Here is an 18,814-nt window from a genome sequence, read left to right on the forward strand (position 1 = left end):
TTATTACATGGTAAAAGTCTGTTTTATTATACTAAAGAATAATGCGGTGCCTGCTATTTGCTTCGTCAACAAACCACTTAGTGGAAGCAAAATTCAGAGTTAACAGCGTGTCCCTAAAAAAGAAGTAACAAAAATAATTGCTATGATATTTAACTATTTTGATGTTGGGCCTGAAGTTACACTCTTAAGCGGGCATTACGATTACGCCTTAGTAGGGCTGTCCTTGTTCGTTGCTATTTTTGCTGCTTTCATGGCGTTTAATGTCGCCACCCAAGCCTCTGAAACCACAGATCGCATTCGACGATATTCGCTGTTGTGCGCTGGGAGTATTGCTTTAGGCGGCGGCATTTGGGCCATGCACTTTCTTGGCATGCTGGCGTTCGAGCTTTGTACGCCGGTGAACTACGATGTCACCATTACCTCTCTCTCTGCGATCCCTGCTATTGCTGCTGCATGGGTGGCGCTGCGCTTATTGACCCAATCGCATATTACCTTTTTACAAATTCTTTATGGTGGCGTATTGGTCGGTGCTGGTATCGGTACCATGCATTACAGTGGCATGGCGGCGATGGAACTTGCACCTTTATTAAGGTACGACCTTGGTTTATTTGCCCTGTCCATTGTGGTTGCTGTTATTTTGGCAATGATCTCTTTAGCCATAAAGTTCGGAGTAAGTAAAAACAAGAACAATAGCCGCAATTTTTCAGGTGTATTGTTAGCCTCTGTGGTAATGGGGTTAGCCATTGCAGGTATGCACTATACTGGTATGGCAGCCGCGCGGTTTGTTCTACCTCCGGGGATGGAGCTAAGCACGCAGAGCGCGAGTATATCGGTTTATTTGGCTCTCTCTGTAGCCATGGTGACTGTTACCTTAATCGCGATTGTGCTTGGCTTAACGTTATTGTTTAAATATAAAGATGTCACTTTACGGGCCATTGCAAGTGAGAGAGTGCAGCGAGCAATAACAGATACCGCAGTTGATGCCATTCTTACCCTGAATGACAAAGGCCTCGTGCAAACTGCTAATCCAGCGGTTGAGAGTTTATTAGGTTACACACCGGAAGAACTCATAGGTCGCCCCGCCGAACTGCTTATTCCTGAAGATCGCAAGCATATTTATAATGACGACTTTTTTGCACAAAGAAGTGTGCCAATGCAGCAAATTATTGGCACCAGTAGAGAAGCAAAAGTGGTTCATAAAAGCGGTGAACACATTCCGGTTCAAGTAGGGATTGGTTACACGAAAATTGATAATAAAGCGATTTTTGTTGGCTTCCTGTCAGATTTGCGCAAACGCAAAGAAATGGAAAATGCCTTACGAGAAAGTGAGACAAAGTTTCGCAGTTTTATTTCGAATATTCCGGGTATTGCCTATCGGTGCTTAAATGAAAACGGTTGGCCCATGCTATTTATTAGCGATGCTGTTGCCGATATAACCGGATACAGCGCACAGGATTTCTTGTCGCCCTCACCAATGATGTCTTTTAACGAGCTCTATCATCCTGATGATCTTGATAAGGTTGCAGGTGGCAACGAAGAAGACGGCGAGTTCAGCTTAGAATACCGAATTATTACTAAACAGGGTGATGTAAGGTGGGTCATTGAGCATGGCGTTCACGTGAAAGATGAGCAGGGTAAGGTTCTGCATATAGACGGTTTCATCTCAGATATTACGGCCCGAAAAGAAATGGAAGAAGAACTTCGGGTAGCCAAAGAAAATGCAGAACAAGCGGCCGCGGCCCGCACCACCTTCTTAGCGAATATGAGCCATGAAATTCGTACTCCCATGAATGCTATCATTGGCTTTAGCGATTTAATGTTAGCGGAGGATATGCCGGTGGAGCAGCACGGGCATTTAACGACCATTAATCGCTCTGCACGCTCCCTGTTGCATCTACTCAACGACATTTTAGACAGCGCCAAGCTAGACAAAGGTAAGCTTGAACTTGAATACCGTGATTTTGTGCTAAGGGAAGAAGTGGATACGGTGGTGTCTACATTCTGGCTTGAGGCAAAGCGTAAAAATATCTCATTACAAGTGACGGTAGATGATGACGTCAGCGAAGCTTACTCGGGCGTGCCAGAGCGATTACGCCAGGTATTGAACAACCTTATCGGAAACGCAGTGAAGTTTACGGCTAAAGGGGCGGTGGAATTAAACGTTAAGACGGATACGGAGTTTGTCTACTTTAGTGTTAAGGACTCAGGAATTGGCATGTCCAAGGAGCAAGTCCAACGTGTGTTTGAAGCCTTCTCACAGGCCGATGCTTCCATGAGTAGAAAGTATGGCGGCACCGGCTTAGGTACCACTATTTCAAAGCAATTGGTTGAACTGATGGGCGGCACTATTTGCGCTGAGAGTGAATTAGGTGAGGGCAGTAAATTCACCTTTAGATTGCCGTTAACTCCCGCCACTGCGCCGAAAGCAGAAGTAGAAGGGAAACCCCTACAGTTGCCCGCTATGCATATGCTTATTGTGGACGATATTGCACAAAATATTGATTTACTGTCTCTGCTCTTAACCCGATCAGGCCACCAGGTAACTATAGCCAGAGATGGGCAAGAAGCCTTGTCTAAAATGCAAGACGACAGCATTGATATTGTACTAATGGATTTACAAATGCCCATTCTCGACGGGTTAGAGGCGGCCAAACTTAGACGGGAGTACGAAAGGGATAATAAGCTTTCTCCCTTACCTATTGTCGCCCTTACTGCCAGCGTATTGGTGCAAGACCGCCATGCTGCTACAGAGGCGGGAATGGAAGGTTTTGCAAATAAGCCTATTGATTATCCTGTGCTTACCAGAGAAATTGCGCGGGTTATGGGGCTAAAAGAAAATGAGTTGGCTGCTAGTCCTATTGAAGTCCCCGCTCAGAAGCCAAAGAAAACCTCACGCTCCACCGTGAAGGTCGTCGACATGGATAAAGCGCTACAATTGTGGACAGATAAAGATATTTATCTGCGAGAGGTAAATCGGTTTATAACCTCAAGCGAAGAGAAAATAAAAGCCATTATCACCGCCATCATAGAAGGAAACGTGGACGATACCGCTATGCTAGCCCATGGCATGAAAGGGGTGGCCGGTAACTTAAGCATGACCACCTTGTTTTCCATATGTCGAGATATTGAGCAAAGCGCGAAATCAAAAGAACTCGATATTGGCTTAGTGGAACCCTTACGTCATGCTTTCGCGGATTTAAAAGCCTGGGTGGTCACTCAAGAAGCTGACAAAACACAAGATACGAATGCACAGATTAATACCAATGAGTTGGTCAGTCATCTTAAACAACTAAGTGATAGTGTTAAGCAAAATATGCTTGATGAGGAAGAACTTAGTACACTTGCAGCTATGACTGTTGGTTCGTATAAAGAAGAAGTATCCGCTATATTATTAGATATAGATGAGTTCGAATTTGAAAACGCAGAAGTAAGAATTCAAGCGTTGATTAATTTAATAGACAAGAGTTAGCCCCGCCCTATGTTACGACAATTATCGGAACCCACGCTTTTATTAGTCGATGATGAGCCAGTAAACCTTCGTGTGCTAAAGCAACTGTTAGCTTCAGATTATCAACTTATTTTCGCTAAAAATGGCGAGGAAGCTATTCGCTTAGCGGCTGCACGACAGCCTAACCTTATTCTTCTTGATATTATGATGCCTGGTATCACGGGCTACGAAGTGTGTAAAACCTTAAAAGCGAACAAAGAAACTCAGCATATCCCAATTATTTTTGTCACCGCGTTAAACGATGAACACGATGAGGCTGAAGGCTTTGAGGTAGGAGCCGTAGATTACATAACGAAGCCAATCTCACCGTCTGTGGTTAAAGCTCGCGTGAAAACCCATTTGTCGTTAGTCCAGTCTGAAGAACTTATGCGCACTAGGCTACAAGTTGTGCAACGGTTAGGGCGCGCCGCAGAATACAAAGACAATGAAACCGGTATGCACGTGATGCGAATGAGTCATTATTCAAAAATTCTAGCCACGGCTTATGGTTTCAATGAAGAGAAAGCCGAAATATTGCTTCATGCTGCGCCCATGCATGACATCGGTAAAATTGGTATCGCCGACAGCATTATGCTTAAACCCGGTAAACTGACTGATGAAGAATTTGCCGAAATGAAAAAGCACCCAGAGATAGGCGCGGAAATACTCGGCGAATGCGATTCAGACTTACTTAAAGTGGCAAAGTCCGTGTCTTTAACTCACCATGAAAAGTGGGATGGGACAGGGTACCCCAATGGTCTTGAAGGTGAAGATATTCCTATTGAGGGGCGTATTTGTGCGGTGGCGGATGTGTTTGATGCGCTGACAAGTAAACGCCCTTATAAGGAGGCATGGAGTGTAGAGAAAACCTTAGACTTTATGGACAGTCAGAAAGGCAAGCACTTCGATCCTGCGTTGATAACCTTGCTGCACCAAAACTTAGACGCCATCCTCGAGATTAAAAATAAGTGGGTTGATGAAGACTAATCCGATGTGCGTGTTGCTTAATGTACTTACGATCAGTATAATGCTCACATTACGCGATGGTAGCGGGCTCCCTCAGTGTTAAGGAAAGTAACGCTTCCATTCTTAGCAAACTATCGCCTAACGGTGTTTTTACCCATAAGTTTGCAACTGCCAGCGCGGCAGGTATGGGTTCAGTATTTTAATAAAAGCCCCGCTAGTCCGGGGCTTTTTGTTGTATTAAAACCTGGAGTCAGCCTCGCTGAACTGGGTGATGACAGGTGGGCGTAAGCCCTTTTTTTGTTTTTGGAGGTTTGCATTGGCGAAACTTGAAGAAAAACTAACCGAAATGCTAGAGCCGGGTGTTGAAGCACTGGGTTTTGAGTTGGTTGGCATCGAGTTTGTACGAGCGGGGAAACATTCGATTCTTCGTGTTTTTATTGATCATGAAAACGGTATTACCGTAGATGATTGTGCAGATGTTAGTCATCAAGTGAGCGCAATTTTGGATGTTGAAGATCCAATTAGCACCGAATACAACTTAGAAGTGTCTTCACCTGGTATGGACAGACCGCTTTTTAAAGAAAAGCATTATGTTGATTCAATTGGTGAAATCGTTCAGGTTCGATTATCAATGCCGATGGATGATAGACGTAATTTTAAGGGCAAAGTGCTGGCATGCGAAAATGGCATAGTCAGTATCGAAGTGGATGGCCAGCAGTTCCAGTTAGCTGTGGCTAATATCGAAAAAGGTAACGTTGTTCCCACTTTCGATTAATGGAACAGCAATGCTTTCATCGACGAAAGCTTTAGTGAGGCGAAAATGAATAAAGAAATTTTGTTAGTGGCAGAAGCCGTTTCAAATGAAAAACAAGTGCCTAGAGAAAAGATTTTTGAAGCGCTGGAATTTGCTATTGCCAGTGCGACCAAAAAGAAAAACGAAGGCGAAATTGAAGTTCGTGTAAGTATCGACAGAACATCAGGTGATTTTGACACCTTCCGTCGTTGGATGGTTATTCCTGACGACCAAGAACAAGAGAATCCGTTTGCAGAAATTACAATATCTGCAGCACAAATTGATGAGCCTGATATTCAATTAGGCGATTATGTGGAAGAACAGATTGAATCTATTAAATTCGACCGCATAACTACGCAGACTGCGAAGCAAGTTATCGTGCAAAAAGTACGTGAAGCTGAGCGTGCGCAAATGATTGCTGAGTACGAAGATAAAGTTGGTGAACTTGTAACTGGTACGGTTAAGAAAGTTAACCGCGACAACATCATCATCGACCTAGGTAACAATGCTGAAGGCGTTATTTATCGCGACGACATGTTACCCCGTGAAACATTCCGTCCAGGCGATCGCGTACGCGGTTTACTGTACGTAATTCGTCCAGAAGCGCGTGGTGCACAACTTTTTGTTAGCCGCACGCATCCAGACATGCTAGTGGAACTATTTCGCCTAGAAGTCCCTGAGATTGCAGAAGAAACGCTTGAAATTAAGTCTGCGGCTCGTGATCCAGGTTCAAGAGCGAAAATTGCCGTTAAAACTAACGACAAACGCTTAGACCCTGTGGGTGCATGCGTAGGTATGCGTGGTTCACGTGTGCAAGCGGTATCTGGTGAACTTGGCGGTGAGCGTGTTGATATCGTGCTTTGGGACGAAAACGCAGCACAGTTTGTGATTAACGCCATGGCGCCGGCAGAAGTTGCCTCTATTGTGGTTGATGAAGACAGTCACACCATGGACGTTGCTGTGGAAGCCGATAACTTAGCACAAGCTATTGGCCGTAGTGGTCAAAACGTGCGTTTAGCAAGTCAGCTTACCGGCTGGGAACTAAACGTAATGACAGTGGACGACTTAAACAAAAAACACGAAGAAGAAAATGCCAAAGTGCTTAACCTATTTACCACTGGGTTAGACATTGATGAAGATTTTGCCTCTGTGTTGGTTGATGAAGGTTTTACCACGTTAGAAGAAGTGGCTTACGTGCCAGCAAGCGAACTTCTTGCTGTTGACGGTTTAGATGAAGATACCGTTGAAGAATTGCGTAACCGTGCACGTGCTTTCCTAACAACCCGTGCATTAGCAACAGAAGAATCGCTAGAAGGCGCAGAGCCTACCGAAGCCTTACTAGGCCTTGAAGGAATGAGTAAACACGTGGCCTATGTGTTGGCCAGCCGCGGTATTACCGACCTTGAAGAACTGGCCGAGCAAGGCACAGATGAGATAAGTGATATTGATGAACTCGACGAAGAAAAAGCGGGCAAGCTAATTATGGCGGCACGTAATATCGTTTGGTTCAATGAAGAATAAGGTCAACAGGGGGAAAAATACGTAATGGCAGATGTATCTATTGAAAAGCTCGCCAGCGACATTGGTACGACCGTTGACCGATTGGTTGGCCAGTTTAAAGACGCGGGTATTACAAAGAATGCCGGCGATCAGGTAAATGAAGATGAGAAAAAGAAACTGTTGGATCATTTAAGTAAGCAACACGGTAGCGCGTCCGAACCTAAGCGCATGACACTTCAACGTAAAACAACCAGCACGTTAAGTGTAGGTAAGTCGAAAGAAGTGAAAGTAGAAGTACGTAAAAAGCGTACTTATGTGAAGCGTACTGATGTTGAAGAACAACAGCGTCTAGCGGAAGAAGAAGCAAAACGCGCTGAAGAAGAGCGTTTACAGCGTGAAGCCGAAGAAAAAGCGGCTGCTGAAGCGAAGAAAGCCGCTGAAGAAAAAGCACGTCAAGCAGAAGCAGCGAAAAAAGCAGCGGATGAAGAACGTGCTCGCCGAGCAGAACAAGCAAAGAAAGAAGCTGAAGCCCGTAAACAAGACGAGCCTGAACTCACTGAAGCAGAAAAAGCGGAAGCAGAGGCAGCACGTCAGGAAGAAGAGCGTCTTCGCAAAGCGCAAGAAGAAGAAGCGCAGAAGAAACTAGAAGAAGAAGCGAAAAAGGCTGCTGACGAAGCGCGCAAACTTGCTGAAGAAAACGAACGTCGCTGGAAAGAAGAAGAAGAGCGTCGTAAGAAAGCTGAAGCCGAAGAAGTGCACTTGCACTCTAACCGTTATGCGCAAGAAGCAGAAGACGAGCAAGACATGCAAGTGGAGCGTTCTTCACGTCGCCGTCGTAAATCTAAAAAGCATGCGGGTGAGCATCTTAAACAAGGCTTTAACAAGCCTGCACAGCCTGTAGAGCGTGTGGTTAAGTTAGGCGAAACCATTACTGTTGGCGAACTGGCCAGCAAGTTGGCAATTAAGTCTAACGAAGTTATCAAGACCATGATGAAAATGGGCGAAATGGCCACTATCAACCAGGTTCTTGACCAAGATACCGCGGTACTTGTTGTTGAAGAAATGGGCCATAAATTTGAACTGGTCAATGACAACGCGCTAGAAGATGAATTATTAGCGGAAGGGTCTGGTGGTGAAAAAGCAGGTCGCGCACCTGTGGTGACTATCATGGGTCACGTCGACCACGGTAAAACGTCACTTCTTGACTACATTCGTCGCGCTAAAGTTGCCGATGGTGAAGCCGGTGGTATTACCCAGCATATCGGTGCTTATAAAGTTGAAACTGATAATGGTGAAATTACCTTCTTAGACACACCTGGACACGCTGCATTTACAGCAATGCGTGCTCGTGGCGCAACGGCAACAGATATTGTTATCTTAGTCGTCGCTGCAGACGACGGTGTGATGCCGCAGACAAAAGAAGCGGTACAACATGCTCGTGCAGCTGGCGTACCTCTTATTGTTGCGGTTAACAAGATGGATAAAGAAACTGCTGACCCAGACCGCGTTAAAACAGAACTATCTCAGTTAGAGGTTATTTCTGAAGAGTGGGGCGGTGAGCATCAATTCTGTAACGTATCTGCAAAAACAGGTATGGGTGTCGATGAGCTTCTTGAAGCCATTGTACTTCAAGCAGAACTACTTGATTTACAAGCTGTTGCTGATGGTCCAGGCCGCGGCATCGTGATTGAATCTCGCCTTGATAAAGGCCGTGGTCCAGTGGCGTCTGTGCTTGTTCAGGAAGGTCAACTACGTTCTGGCGACATTCTATTGTGTGGCGAAGAATATGGCCGCGTACGTGCTATGCGCGATGAAAACGGCAAAGAAATGAAAGTCGCGGGTCCTTCTACACCTGTAGAAGTATTAGGCCTTTCAGGTGTTCCTGTTGCCGGTGAAGATGCGGCCGTTGTTAAAGACGAACGCAAAGCCCGTGAAGTTGCGGCTAAACGTCACCAGAAGAAGCGTGAATTGAAACTGGCGCGTCAGCAAAAAGCGAAGCTTGAAAACATGTTTGCTAACATGGAATCAGGTGACGTGAGCGAATTGAACATTGTACTTAAAGCTGACGTACAAGGTTCTGTTGAAGCTATCGCCGAATCGCTCGTTAAACTGTCTACCGCAGAAGTGAAAGTTAACATTGTTGGTAGTGGTGTAGGTGGTATCACCGAAACAGATGCGACGCTTGCAGCTGCTTCCGGTGCTATTGTACTTGGCTTTAACGTTCGTGCGGATGCGTCTGCACGTCGTGTACTTGAAGCTGAAGAAATCGATTTACGTTACTACAGCGTTATTTATCATCTAATCGATGAAGTGAAAGCGGCCATGAGTGGTATGCTTGCGCCAGAGTTTAAGCAAGAAATCATTGGTCTTGCAGAAGTCCGTGACGTGTTTAAGTCACCGAAACTAGGCGCTATCGCTGGTTGTATGGTAACAGAAGGCGTGGTTAAGCGTAGCAATCCAATCCGTGTACTACGTGAAAACGTGGTTATCTACGAAGGTGAGCTAGAATCACTGCGTCGCTTTAAAGACGACGTTCAAGACGTGCGTAACGGCATGGAATGTGGTATCGGCGTTAAGAACTACAATGACGTGAAAGTAGGAGACCAAATTGAGGTCTTCGAAATTGTAGAAGTTAAAAGAGAAATCTAATTTGCCAAACATATCGGCATAGTAAAGCGGGGGCCGAAGCCCCCGTTTTTGTCTGCGTAACTTGCAGATTAGCATGCCGGTGTAGGGAAGGAGTGTATTATGGCTCGTGAATTTTCACGTACCGATAGGGTGGCGCAACAAGTTCACAAAGAAGTTGCCAGTATCCTACAAAATGAATATAAGCACCGTGTAGGTGATATGCCACTGATTACTGTGTCTGACGTGGATGTATCGAGAGATTTAGCGCATGCTAAAATTTTCGTCACCATTTACAACAGTACAGAAGAAGAAGGTAAAGCACACATAAAGCAGCTTGCTGAGTTTAAAGGCTTTATACGCAGTTTGTTAGCGAAACGTATCCGTATGCGTGCGGTACCCGATCTTCATTTCTTTGAAGACAAATCTATTATAGAGGGTATGCGTATTTCTAACCTTGTGTCTCAGACTATCGCTAAAGATGAGTCTAAACGCGATACAGACGAGTCAGAAGAGCAGGAGTAAATGGCGAGAAGACGCAAAGGCCGCAGTATTAATGGTATTGTGCTTTTAGATAAGCCACTCGGTGGTTCATCAAATCAACTATTACAGAAAGTACGATGGTTGTATAAAGCGCAAAAGGCTGGGCATACCGGGGCACTAGATCCATTGGCAAGCGGTATGCTTCCGCTTTGTTTAGGTGAAGCTACGAAATTTTCTCAGTTTTTGTTAGATGCTGAAAAAACCTATGAAGTCACTGCTAAGTTAGGGGTAAGAACTACCACCTCTGACGCAGACGGTGAGGTGGTTGAAGAAAAGCCCGTTGAGGTGAATGAGGCGCAAGTCAACGCGGCGTGTTTGGCCTTTCTCGGTAAGAGTAAGCAAATCCCGTCTATGTTTTCTGCGCTAAAGCACCAGGGGAAGCCGCTGTATTTCTATGCACGTCAAGGTATTGTTATCGAGCGTGAACCCAGAGATATAGAAGTGTATGAGTTAGAGGTGACGCGCCTTGCCTTGCCTTATGTCGATATGCGTATTAAGTGTAGTAAAGGGACTTATATCCGTTCCATCGTTGACGACTTAGGGCAGAACTTAGGCTGTGGCGCCTATGTCACCCGATTACATCGTACAGAAGTGGCCGATTATCCTACGGATAAAATGGTGTCATTAGACACACTGATAGAGACGCAAGAAGCGTTATCTGAGGGAGAGTTTGAAGCCCTTGATGCCTATCTAATTCCCATGGATACGGCCGTGAGTCGGTTGCCATATATCCTCATTAACGATGCTGAACGCGCTCGATTCGATAACGGCCAAAGTGTCATAGGAACTTCCGTTACCCCTCTTGTTCAAGGGAAGTCTTATCGTGTTTATCACGGTGAAGATACACAAGGGCTTTTTTTGGGCGTGGGGGAGGCGGTATTAGACCCTAAAGACCAAGGCGTGGCGAAAAACGCGCTGTACGTCAACCCTAAACGACGCGTGGTTTATGGCGACGAAGGTTAGCCTTCACAGTTTTTTTAGGTCACAAATTGTATTGATGACGTAGCGACGGCAAATTCGTTAAGAAATAACGGCCTTGCACTTGCTAAGTAGGTAAAGGTCATTATAATACGCGCTTCATTCCGTTCTGCTGAATTAGTGATCGGCGGAACTTAACTTAGGAGAATGACATGTCACTAACTAAAGAAGAAACCGCAAAAATTATTGCTGACTACGGCGTAAAAGAAGGCGACACAGGCTCACCTGAAGTTCAAGTTGCTTTGCTAACTCACAACATCAACAAGCTTCAAGGTCACTTTGCTGATCATAAGAAAGATCACCACTCACGTCGTGGTCTTCTACGCATGGTTAGCCAGCGTCGTAAGCTTCTAGATTACCTTAAAGGCAAGAACGCTGAGCGTTATCTTGACCTTATCAAGCGTCTAGGCCTACGTCGATAAGACGAGGTTTCATGAAAAAAGCGCCTTTAAGGCGCTTTTTTTATAACTTTTTTTTAATGTGACGTATTGGGCAATAGCCCTACACTGTCGTAGCGTTATAGCTTGGCTATGCGAAACAACACACGGGTGCAGTAAAAGCGGACTAATGCTTAAGTGAGGGACGGCTGGTGTTGCTTAAATTCAGCGAAGCAAGTTTGATTTCTACCTGCATCTTTCGCGCGATAAAGGGCGTTGTCGGCGTGCTTGATTAAGGAGTCTTTCTGCTCAAGCAAGGCTTGGTTCTCCTCCCTTATTTGCATTACGCCAATACTCACAGTCAGTGTTTGATTATCATTATGCTGAAGGGTGTGGATACTCTCATGAAGACGCTGGCAGTAATCCGAAGTACTTTGAAAATCAGAGTTATACAGTACGATAAGAAATTCTTCTCCCCCCCATCTAGCGACAATATCGGAACAGCGAGTCGCGTTTTTCAATATAGATGCTAGCGCTACGAGAATGTCATCCCCCGCGTCATGGCCATAGGTGTCGTTGATATGTTTAAAATGGTCAACATCAATCAGTAAGAAGGCTACGGGGCAAAACTGCCGTTGTAACCGAGTAACCAGAATTTGTATGTCGTTATTGGCGGCACGTCGGTTTAGCAAGTTGGTTAGAGGATCTACCCTCGCTAAAAGAGAAAGCTGTTCTGCTTGTCGCTCTAAATTGTCCCGGGCTTCGATTAATTCTTGGTACAGCTTATCCCGCTTATCAGCAAAATGTATGCTCCAGTAAAGCATGCCCTCATTTACCGCGATATTGGCGACACAAGGGATACGGCGATTATCATGGGTTTTCAATGTGATTAAGGCTTCTTCGAAAAAGGGCGTACTCACTAATATTGGCCGCATATAGCTTTCAAAGAATACCTCTGTGGCGTGGGTAACAATGGATGATAACTTACTCCCCACAATAGCATTCAATGGCCGACCAATCTTTTCCACCGTATAGTTATTGCAAAAGACTATCTCACTGCTGTCTTGTCTCGTGACAAACAATAACGAGGGAAACCGCTCTAAATCAGCGTCTTTCATATAAACACAGCGGTAATTTTTGCGGCAACCTCGCGCGGGTTGGTCATATGTAAACAGTGACCGTGGGAATCAATGACGTGAAGCGTGGCATTGGGAATTTCGCTTTGCATATACTCGCCAATAGACACAGCGGCTAAAGCATCTTGCTGACTTTGCAGAATGAGCACTGGTTTATCGATACGAGGAAGCAACTGGCGGTAATCTGAAAAGAATGTTGCCTTAGCAAAGGGTTTGGCAAATTTCGGGTCTGTAGAGCAGAAGCTTTCTTCTAATTCAATTTTGAAGTTTGTGTCATGGCCATCACCCATCACAAGTGGTGCAAGATAACTTGCCCAGCCTAAGTAATTTTTGTCCATCAAATTGATTAATTCTTCCAAATCCGCTTTGTCGAACCCCCCATAATAGTCAGGAGGAAGATTGAGAAAGCAGGGTGAAGGGCATACCATAACCAGTTGTTTAAAATACTCGGGTTGCTGAAGTGATGCAATCATTCCGATAACACTGCTTACCGAATGCCCTACAAAGGTAATATCGCTAAGAGACAGTGCATCACAGATATCCAAAACATCTTGCGCATAGCCGTCTAGTGTCTCATATCGACTTTTTTGATAACCATTAACATCGGACTGACCAGAGCCCACATAATCGAATAAAACAAAGGTAAAGCGTGTTTCTGCACTGCTTTCTAAGTAGGGAATAAGGTATTGCCACATGGTTTGGTCGCAACCAAATCCGTGGGCTAGCATAAGAACTTGAGGGCCACTACCAATAACTTTGACGTTATTACGGGTAAGAACAGGATGTTGCTCGCCACTATTTGTATGGGCGCTAGCGTGATTGAACATGACAATATTACCCTTATTATTAGCCGTTTACATCCGTCAGTATCGCACTAGATGTACGAGTAAGAGTATTCAACTTTTGGCGAAATTTATTCAGTTAAAATAAAAGGGCTTTCATCGCCCCTTTATTTTCATGTTGTCGCACTCACGTTGCGATTAGGGCGTAACTGAGGACGATGAAGAGGAGGGCGTACTCGCGCTGCGGCCACTTGAAACCACCTTCGTAGCGATTTCTCTGATTTCACTCTCTAAACCTGTTATGCGACCTGATAGTGTATTGTTTCGCTTTTCAAGCACGGAGATTTTATCGTTAAGGTTTTTAATGGTTCGTTCATTGGCCTGTTTGTCACTTGATGCCTGCTCAAGTTGAACATTTAAGGCGAGTAATTCGTCTGCTAGCGAAGCGAGTTGATTTTTTAATGCGCCAAGCTGGCTGGCTTGAGATTTAACATCCGCGTCAACACTGCTAATGTTTTCATTAATGCCTTTCTGCACATTTGAGACTCTATCCCCAAGGTCAGCGATTTCTTTTTGATTACGACGCCATGCGGAGGCCCATAACTTATCCATTTGCTCCCACAGTTCTGCAGATTTGTTTGAAAGCTCGGTCACTTTAACTTGCAGCGCCACAGTAGACTCACCAATTTCTTCACCCGTGGCGGATAGCTTGTTTTCTAATTGCGCAATGCGTTCTTCGGCTTTTTCAGCCTGTACTTTTTGCATTTCCACCAAGGTATACAAATAGTAGCAGCCGCCAATACCGGCAAGGGCAACAAGCGCTACCAGAAAGATCCACAAACCGTTTCCACCTGAAGATGGCGCTTTGGGCGCTGAGGGCGGCTTTGGTTGATTTGAAGAAGACGTCGGTCTTTGCTTTACAGGTTGACGCTTTTGCTGGTAATCGCGACGATCTTCATCATCCAAACGAATGGTGGGAAAATCATCACTTTTCGAATTATCTGCCATAGTAACTCTGTTTCTCTTTTATCAATTATGAAGCGTTGAAGCTTGCTTATACTCACGTGCGCACAGCATGATGTTATCTTGATTTTCATCACAATACCAATACTGTGCGGCGCTACAGTGGGTTAATCGTCGCCAATCCATTCAACACGATAGAGATCACGACGGCGGTCTAAGTAATTTCTTACCGAGCCCTCATTTTGGAGTTTGGTAAGCTTATCAAGATCCAAGTCCACAATCAGTGTCATTTCGGTGTTCGGCGTGGTCTCAGATACAATAGCATCGTGAGGAAACGCGAAGTCACTTGGCGAAAATACCGCTGTTTGGCCATATTGAATATCCACGTTATCCACTTTAGGTAGGTTGCCCACACTTCCTGCGATGGCCACGTAGCATTCATTTTCAATGGCGCGGGCTTGCGCACAGCGGCGTACTCGCAGGTAGCCATTCTTTGTATCTGTCCAAAACGGCACAAACAAAATTTGCATTTCCTGTTCAGATAAAATACGCGCCAATTCTGGAAACTCAACATCGTAGCAAATGAGTACCCCAATTTTACCGAAATCGGTATCAAACACTTTTAAACTATTTCCACCCTTCATGATCCAATCTTTTTTCTCATGCGGCGTCGGGTGCAACTTGTATTGGCTTTCTATTGTGCCATCGCGTTTACAAATGTAACTCACGTTGTACAGTTCTTCCTCTTCAACCACCGGCATAGACCCAGCAATGATAGTAATGTTGTATGACACCGCCAAATGCGACATCGCAGTCAGCAATTCATCAGTATATGTGGCGAGGTGCCAAATGGCATCTATAGAGGAATCAGAAGGGCTTAATCCCATTAAGGGGGCATTAAAAAACTCGGGAAACAAGGCTACGTCACAAGAATAGTCTGACAGGGCATCAACAAAGTACTCTACCTGTTGCAGTAACTCTTCAACATTGTTGAAGTAGCGCATTTGCCATTGAATACAGCCTATCCGAGCATTAGATTTTCGACTGGCAATGAGAGAAGGGTTCCCTGGCTCATAATAGATGTTGTGCCACTGCAATAAGGTGGCGTAGCCCTTAGAGGCTTCGTCTTCAGGCAAATAAGCACTCATCACCTGCTTAACTTCAAAGCCGTTTGACAACTGAAACGTTAAGATAGGGTCGTAAATATCCTTCGATTTTACCTGCTCAATGTATTCATATGGCGACAATTCTTTTGCATGGTTTTTATAATTTGGAATTCGCCCGCCAGCCATGATTGACTTAAGATTTAAATTACGGCAAAGCTCTTTACGCGCTTCATATAGACGACGACCTAACCGTAATCCTCGGTATTCAGGGCATACAATGACTTCTACGCCGTAGAGTACGTCGCCGTTAGGATCGTGAGTGGTTAAATACGCATCGCCTGTAATTTCATCGTAGCTGTGTTTATCACCGAACTGGTCGTAGTCCACGATAACTGAAATGGCAAAAGCAACGACTTTGCCTTTGTCCTCAATACAAATTTGCCCTTCGGGGAAGGTAGTCACTTGCGCTTTATAGTTGGTGTAAGGCCAAGCTCCCCCCACGTTGGCGTACACGGTATCCATTAATGCTTTAATGTCATTGTAATCATCTAAGCGTAAGTTTCTTAGGGCTAAATGGTGTTCTGTTTCTTCAATAACAGTTTGATCTTGACTCATTACAATATCATCCAATGGTTGTGATGAAAGGCAATACGTATATAACCATGGTTTTAGTGCTTTTTATACCAAAAAAATCAGTGGGTTCTATAGGTTTTGCTTAGATACAGGCTGCCAAAGTAGGGCGAAGTAGTCGCAGCGGTTAGGGATTGCGAACACCATGAGGAAAGGTCATGATTTAGGCCTTCTGACCTATCCCTTGCTTAACGATTCCTTATCAAAATAAAAGCACTATAAGCGCCAATGGCGAAGATACTTTAGTGCTTACAAAATTCGCTTTCACAAACTATTGCCAAGGTCAGAAAACAGGCGTATAACGCGCTACCTTAGTTAACTTTAGTGTTACGTAGACATCAGTAGCATGGATAATTTTTCTTTAAATAATGGCGGTATAGGCCATATTTTTGACCAATCCCTTTTCGACAACATTGTTGATGACCTCGTAGAGCATGGCATTAGCGTAAGAGAAAATGGTGTCCCGGGTTTTGTTGTAAAGGCGCTATGCCAGGGCGTGGAGGCATTACCTGCTAGACAATTTAAAAAAGCGGGAATTGGGCGAGCACAAGACTACCAAACGAAACACGCCATTCGTGGTGATAGCATCTGTTGGATTGAAGGTACCAGTGAAGAAGGGGCGACATGGCTCGCGTGGTGTGAAGCCTTGCGGGTTCACATTAACCGTACTTTGTTCATGGGGCTTTTTTCTTTTGAAAGCCACTATGCTACGTATCCTCCGGGCACGTTTTACAAGCGCCATCTAGATGCGTTTAAAGGGCAAAGCAACCGTAAACTATCCATTATTGTGTATCTCAATAATGACTGGTGTTCAGATGATGGGGGAGAGTTAGTGATCTATTCACCGAATCAACGCTTGCCACTTTCCCGTGTTGCCCCTAAGCGGGGCACAATAGTCACTTTTTTAAGTGATGTTTTTCCCCACGAGGTGTTAACCGCAAAGAAAACGCGCCACTCAGTGGCGGGCTGGTTCAGCGTGAATACGTCTATAAATGACAATATTGACCCACCCGAATGAGGATTCATTGGTATTTTCGTATCGACTAATGCTAATATCGGAAAGTTAGGTCGAAAGTATAATAGAAAACACAATTAATAAAATGTAAACCAATAACCGGTCACGTGTCGGCTTATACCATTATTGATGTTATCCGTTCCCCCCAATTTTTTTATGGATTGTCAGTGATGTGTTCTAGGGATTAGCTGTTATAAGTGGTACAAAAATGCTGGAAAAGATTCCACCACCTCCTTCCGTTGAAGAACTTCGCTTTTTGGTGATTGATAACCAAGGGTTAGTTCATGATGTTGTTTCTTCAACGTTGCACGACATGGGCATTAAGCATGTTCACAGTGCGTTTAATGCCTACCATGCTAAACGCATGTGCGAGAAAACGCAGTTCGATTTTGTGTTGCTTGCGTTTAATGTCAGTCACGACAAAGATGGCTTTCATTTATTCGAAGAATTTAAACACCTTAACTATATTACTGAAACCACAACCGTGGTCTTTTTAAGTGCTGAAACGTCACCGGAATTAGTTAACTGTATTGTAGAATTGCAACCCGACGATTTCTGGGTGAAGCCACTACAACGTCAACGAATAGATAGCCGGCTTAATTACTTACTCCAAGTACGTTACAAGCTTCACAAAATGCAATATTGCATGCAGAAAGGCGAGTACGCAACTGCCATGTACTATGCTGAGCGCCAATTGAGCGATAGCGCTTTAGTGGAATATCATCCACGGATAAAGCGTTTAATTGGCCAGTGTCTTATGCAGTTACGTGATTATGAAACCGCTGAAAATTACTACAGAGAATTGCTGCAAAGCATGGATCATGCGTGGGTGCACATTGGGCTTACTCGTGCACTACTTCGTCAAGACGAGTTAGAAGAAGCACAACTTATTATTGATGATTTGCTCAAGCGTGCGGATACGCGCTTTCTTACCTACGACCTGCTGGCGCAGTATTTTATCGAAAAAGAGCAATTTGACGTTGCTTACGAGCAGATGAAAGAAGCCAGTAAACTAGCGCCAAGAAATATAGAGCGGAATAAGAAATTATGGGATTTAGCGCGGCTAAATCATGATAAAGCGGGGCAATTATCGGCAGTGCAGAAAATGGCAAAGTTTGCTAAGAACTCTATCCATGATTCGCCACAGCTCTCATTCAATGTGATTCGTGCCACCATAGATTTAGCAACCAGCCTAGGTGACATCGAAGCCGATAAACACCTGGCAAAAGCGGAAATAGAACTGGAAGAACTCAAAAAGCAAAAAGGGGTTCAAGCACAGATGGACGTGCCCATCGACGTTCTAAACACCAGGTTGCTGTGCTTAAAAGGGAATAAAAAAGAAGCTGAGAAAGTCATAAATTCACTGCCTTCCATGCCTGATAACCTTTCTATGGAAGACAATCTAGATATGATGAAAGCGTATCATGAACTAGGTATGAAAGAGCAGTGCGTGAATATACTCGATAAGTTACGTAAACAAATTGAAGGCGATACGTTTTCTTCGCAGGTGGTAGATGAGTATCTTAAGCAGGAGTCTATTGAGCGTGCAGAAATTAAGTTTACGACTAAGGAACTTAAGAGTATGGCGACGGCTAACTACAAAGAAAACCGCTTAGTTCCAGCCTATAATAATTTACGCCAAGCGTTAGTCATATCACCAAAAGATAAACAAATTGCATTGAGCCTGCTGAAAGTAATTGTACAGTTACAGTTACAAAATAACTTAAGCAACGACCAACTTAAAAACGCTAAAGGTGCCGCTAAGGTGCTGTTGACCACTACATTATCGCCAACGCAATGCCAAAAGCGAGACCAGTACATTAAGCAGTTGGGGCTAGACCCTGACTCGCTAGAAGAACAAACCATGGCTGGTGTTATTAAAAAACTCGCGTAGCGCCCTGCTTTTTGAGGTT

The 18,814-nt window shown here is 44.5% G+C and carries 14 protein-coding genes; 10 read left to right on the forward strand and 4 right to left on the reverse strand.

Annotated elements, in window-relative coordinates:
* Positions 1 to 142: 142 nt before the first annotated feature.
* From IUA53_RS08140 to rpsO, 8 genes are all read left to right on the forward strand, one after another.
* The gene (locus IUA53_RS08140) at positions 143 to 3,469 is read left to right on the forward strand and encodes an MHYT domain-containing protein (RefSeq protein WP_196899083.1); all 3,327 of its coding nucleotides are present in this window, start codon (positions 143 to 145) and stop codon (positions 3,467 to 3,469) included.
* A gap of 9 nt (positions 3,470 to 3,478) precedes the next feature.
* On the forward strand, positions 3,479 to 4,474 hold the full coding sequence (locus tag IUA53_RS08145; RefSeq protein ID WP_044447134.1) for a response regulator: 996 nt from the start codon (positions 3,479 to 3,481) through the stop codon (positions 4,472 to 4,474).
* Between the two features lie 295 nt (positions 4,475 to 4,769).
* Complete coding sequence (gene rimP, locus IUA53_RS08150) at positions 4,770 to 5,228, forward strand: ribosome maturation factor RimP (protein ID WP_044058850.1); 459 nt, start codon at positions 4,770 to 4,772, stop codon at positions 5,226 to 5,228.
* 45 nt (positions 5,229 to 5,273) lie between these two features.
* Entirely contained in the window at positions 5,274 to 6,767 is a 1,494-nt protein-coding gene (gene nusA, locus IUA53_RS08155) for a transcription termination factor NusA (protein WP_044056908.1), read from the forward strand.
* A gap of 24 nt (positions 6,768 to 6,791) precedes the next feature.
* Positions 6,792 to 9,395, forward strand: coding sequence for a translation initiation factor IF-2 (gene infB, locus IUA53_RS08160; protein ID WP_196899085.1), 2,604 nt, complete (start codon positions 6,792 to 6,794; stop codon positions 9,393 to 9,395).
* A gap of 99 nt (positions 9,396 to 9,494) precedes the next feature.
* Positions 9,495 to 9,896: a 30S ribosome-binding factor RbfA gene (rbfA, locus tag IUA53_RS08165; RefSeq protein WP_044447136.1), complete on the forward strand. Its 402-nt coding sequence runs from the start codon at positions 9,495 to 9,497 to the stop codon at positions 9,894 to 9,896.
* Positions 9,897 to 10,877, forward strand: coding sequence for a tRNA pseudouridine(55) synthase TruB (gene truB / locus IUA53_RS08170; protein WP_044056911.1), 981 nt, complete (start codon positions 9,897 to 9,899; stop codon positions 10,875 to 10,877).
* Between the two features lie 167 nt (positions 10,878 to 11,044).
* Positions 11,045 to 11,314 carry a 30S ribosomal protein S15 gene (gene rpsO, locus IUA53_RS08175; protein ID WP_044056912.1) on the forward strand — a complete coding sequence of 90 codons (270 nt, stop codon included), beginning with the start codon at positions 11,045 to 11,047 and terminating at the stop codon, positions 11,312 to 11,314.
* 149 nt (positions 11,315 to 11,463) lie between these two features.
* Here the strand turns inward: rpsO and IUA53_RS08180 are convergent, their stop codons facing one another.
* The 4 genes from IUA53_RS08180 to IUA53_RS08195 form a co-directional block, all read right to left on the reverse strand.
* On the reverse strand, positions 11,464 to 12,387 hold the full coding sequence (locus tag IUA53_RS08180) for a GGDEF domain-containing protein (RefSeq protein WP_196899087.1): 924 nt from the start codon (positions 12,385 to 12,387) through the stop codon (positions 11,464 to 11,466).
* Positions 12,384 to 13,232, reverse strand: coding sequence for an alpha/beta fold hydrolase (locus tag IUA53_RS08185; RefSeq protein WP_231401288.1), 849 nt, complete (start codon positions 13,230 to 13,232; stop codon positions 12,384 to 12,386). Before IUA53_RS08185 ends, IUA53_RS08180 begins: the two co-directional genes overlap by 4 nt.
* Before the next feature lie 153 nt (positions 13,233 to 13,385).
* Positions 13,386 to 14,195 carry a hypothetical protein gene (locus tag IUA53_RS08190; RefSeq protein ID WP_196899089.1) on the reverse strand — a complete coding sequence of 270 codons (810 nt, stop codon included), beginning with the start codon at positions 14,193 to 14,195 and terminating at the stop codon, positions 13,386 to 13,388.
* Between the two features lie 122 nt (positions 14,196 to 14,317).
* Positions 14,318 to 15,871 carry a carbon-nitrogen hydrolase family protein gene (locus IUA53_RS08195; RefSeq protein ID WP_044056914.1) on the reverse strand — a complete coding sequence of 518 codons (1,554 nt, stop codon included), beginning with the start codon at positions 15,869 to 15,871 and terminating at the stop codon, positions 14,318 to 14,320.
* 361 nt (positions 15,872 to 16,232) lie between these two features.
* On the opposite strand from IUA53_RS08195, the gene IUA53_RS08200 reads away from it, so the two are divergent.
* Together IUA53_RS08200 and IUA53_RS08205 are read left to right on the forward strand one after the other, a co-directional pair.
* Positions 16,233 to 16,904 carry a 2OG-Fe(II) oxygenase gene (locus tag IUA53_RS08200; RefSeq protein ID WP_196899090.1) on the forward strand — a complete coding sequence of 224 codons (672 nt, stop codon included), beginning with the start codon at positions 16,233 to 16,235 and terminating at the stop codon, positions 16,902 to 16,904.
* Positions 16,905 to 17,109: 205 nt separating this feature from the next.
* Positions 17,110 to 18,795, forward strand: coding sequence for a response regulator (locus tag IUA53_RS08205; protein ID WP_044056916.1), 1,686 nt, complete (start codon positions 17,110 to 17,112; stop codon positions 18,793 to 18,795).
* The last annotated feature ends 19 nt before the right edge of the window (positions 18,796 to 18,814 follow it).

It is taken from the genome of Alteromonas sp. B31-7 (assembly GCF_015767655.1).
Classification (GTDB): Bacteria; Pseudomonadota; Gammaproteobacteria; order Enterobacterales; family Alteromonadaceae; genus Alteromonas; species Alteromonas australica.

Bases quoted from the DNA above. Each gene is read 5' to 3' on its own strand.
- IUA53_RS08180 (WP_196899087.1), bottom strand. From the start codon at position 12,387: ATGAAAGACGCTGATTTAGAGCGGTTTCCCTCGTTATTGTTTGTCACG.
- IUA53_RS08145 (WP_044447134.1), top strand. From the start codon at position 3,479: ATGTTACGACAATTATCGGAACCCACGCTTTTATTAGTCGATGATGAG.
- IUA53_RS08200 (WP_196899090.1), top strand. From the start codon at position 16,233: ATGGATAATTTTTCTTTAAATAATGGCGGTATAGGCCATATTTTTGAC.
- rpsO (WP_044056912.1), top strand. From the start codon at position 11,045: ATGTCACTAACTAAAGAAGAAACCGCAAAAATTATTGCTGACTACGGC.
- IUA53_RS08205 (WP_044056916.1), top strand. From the start codon at position 17,110: ATGCTGGAAAAGATTCCACCACCTCCTTCCGTTGAAGAACTTCGCTTT.
- IUA53_RS08185 (WP_231401288.1), bottom strand. From the start codon at position 13,232: ATGTTCAATCACGCTAGCGCCCATACAAATAGTGGCGAGCAACATCCT.
- IUA53_RS08195 (WP_044056914.1), bottom strand. From the start codon at position 15,871: ATGAGTCAAGATCAAACTGTTATTGAAGAAACAGAACACCATTTAGCC.
- nusA (WP_044056908.1), top strand. From the start codon at position 5,274: ATGAATAAAGAAATTTTGTTAGTGGCAGAAGCCGTTTCAAATGAAAAA.
- IUA53_RS08190 (WP_196899089.1), bottom strand. From the start codon at position 14,195: ATGGCAGATAATTCGAAAAGTGATGATTTTCCCACCATTCGTTTGGAT.
- truB (WP_044056911.1), top strand. From the start codon at position 9,897: ATGGCGAGAAGACGCAAAGGCCGCAGTATTAATGGTATTGTGCTTTTA.
- IUA53_RS08140 (WP_196899083.1), top strand. From the start codon at position 143: ATGATATTTAACTATTTTGATGTTGGGCCTGAAGTTACACTCTTAAGC.
- rbfA (WP_044447136.1), top strand. From the start codon at position 9,495: ATGGCTCGTGAATTTTCACGTACCGATAGGGTGGCGCAACAAGTTCAC.
- infB (WP_196899085.1), top strand. From the start codon at position 6,792: ATGGCAGATGTATCTATTGAAAAGCTCGCCAGCGACATTGGTACGACC.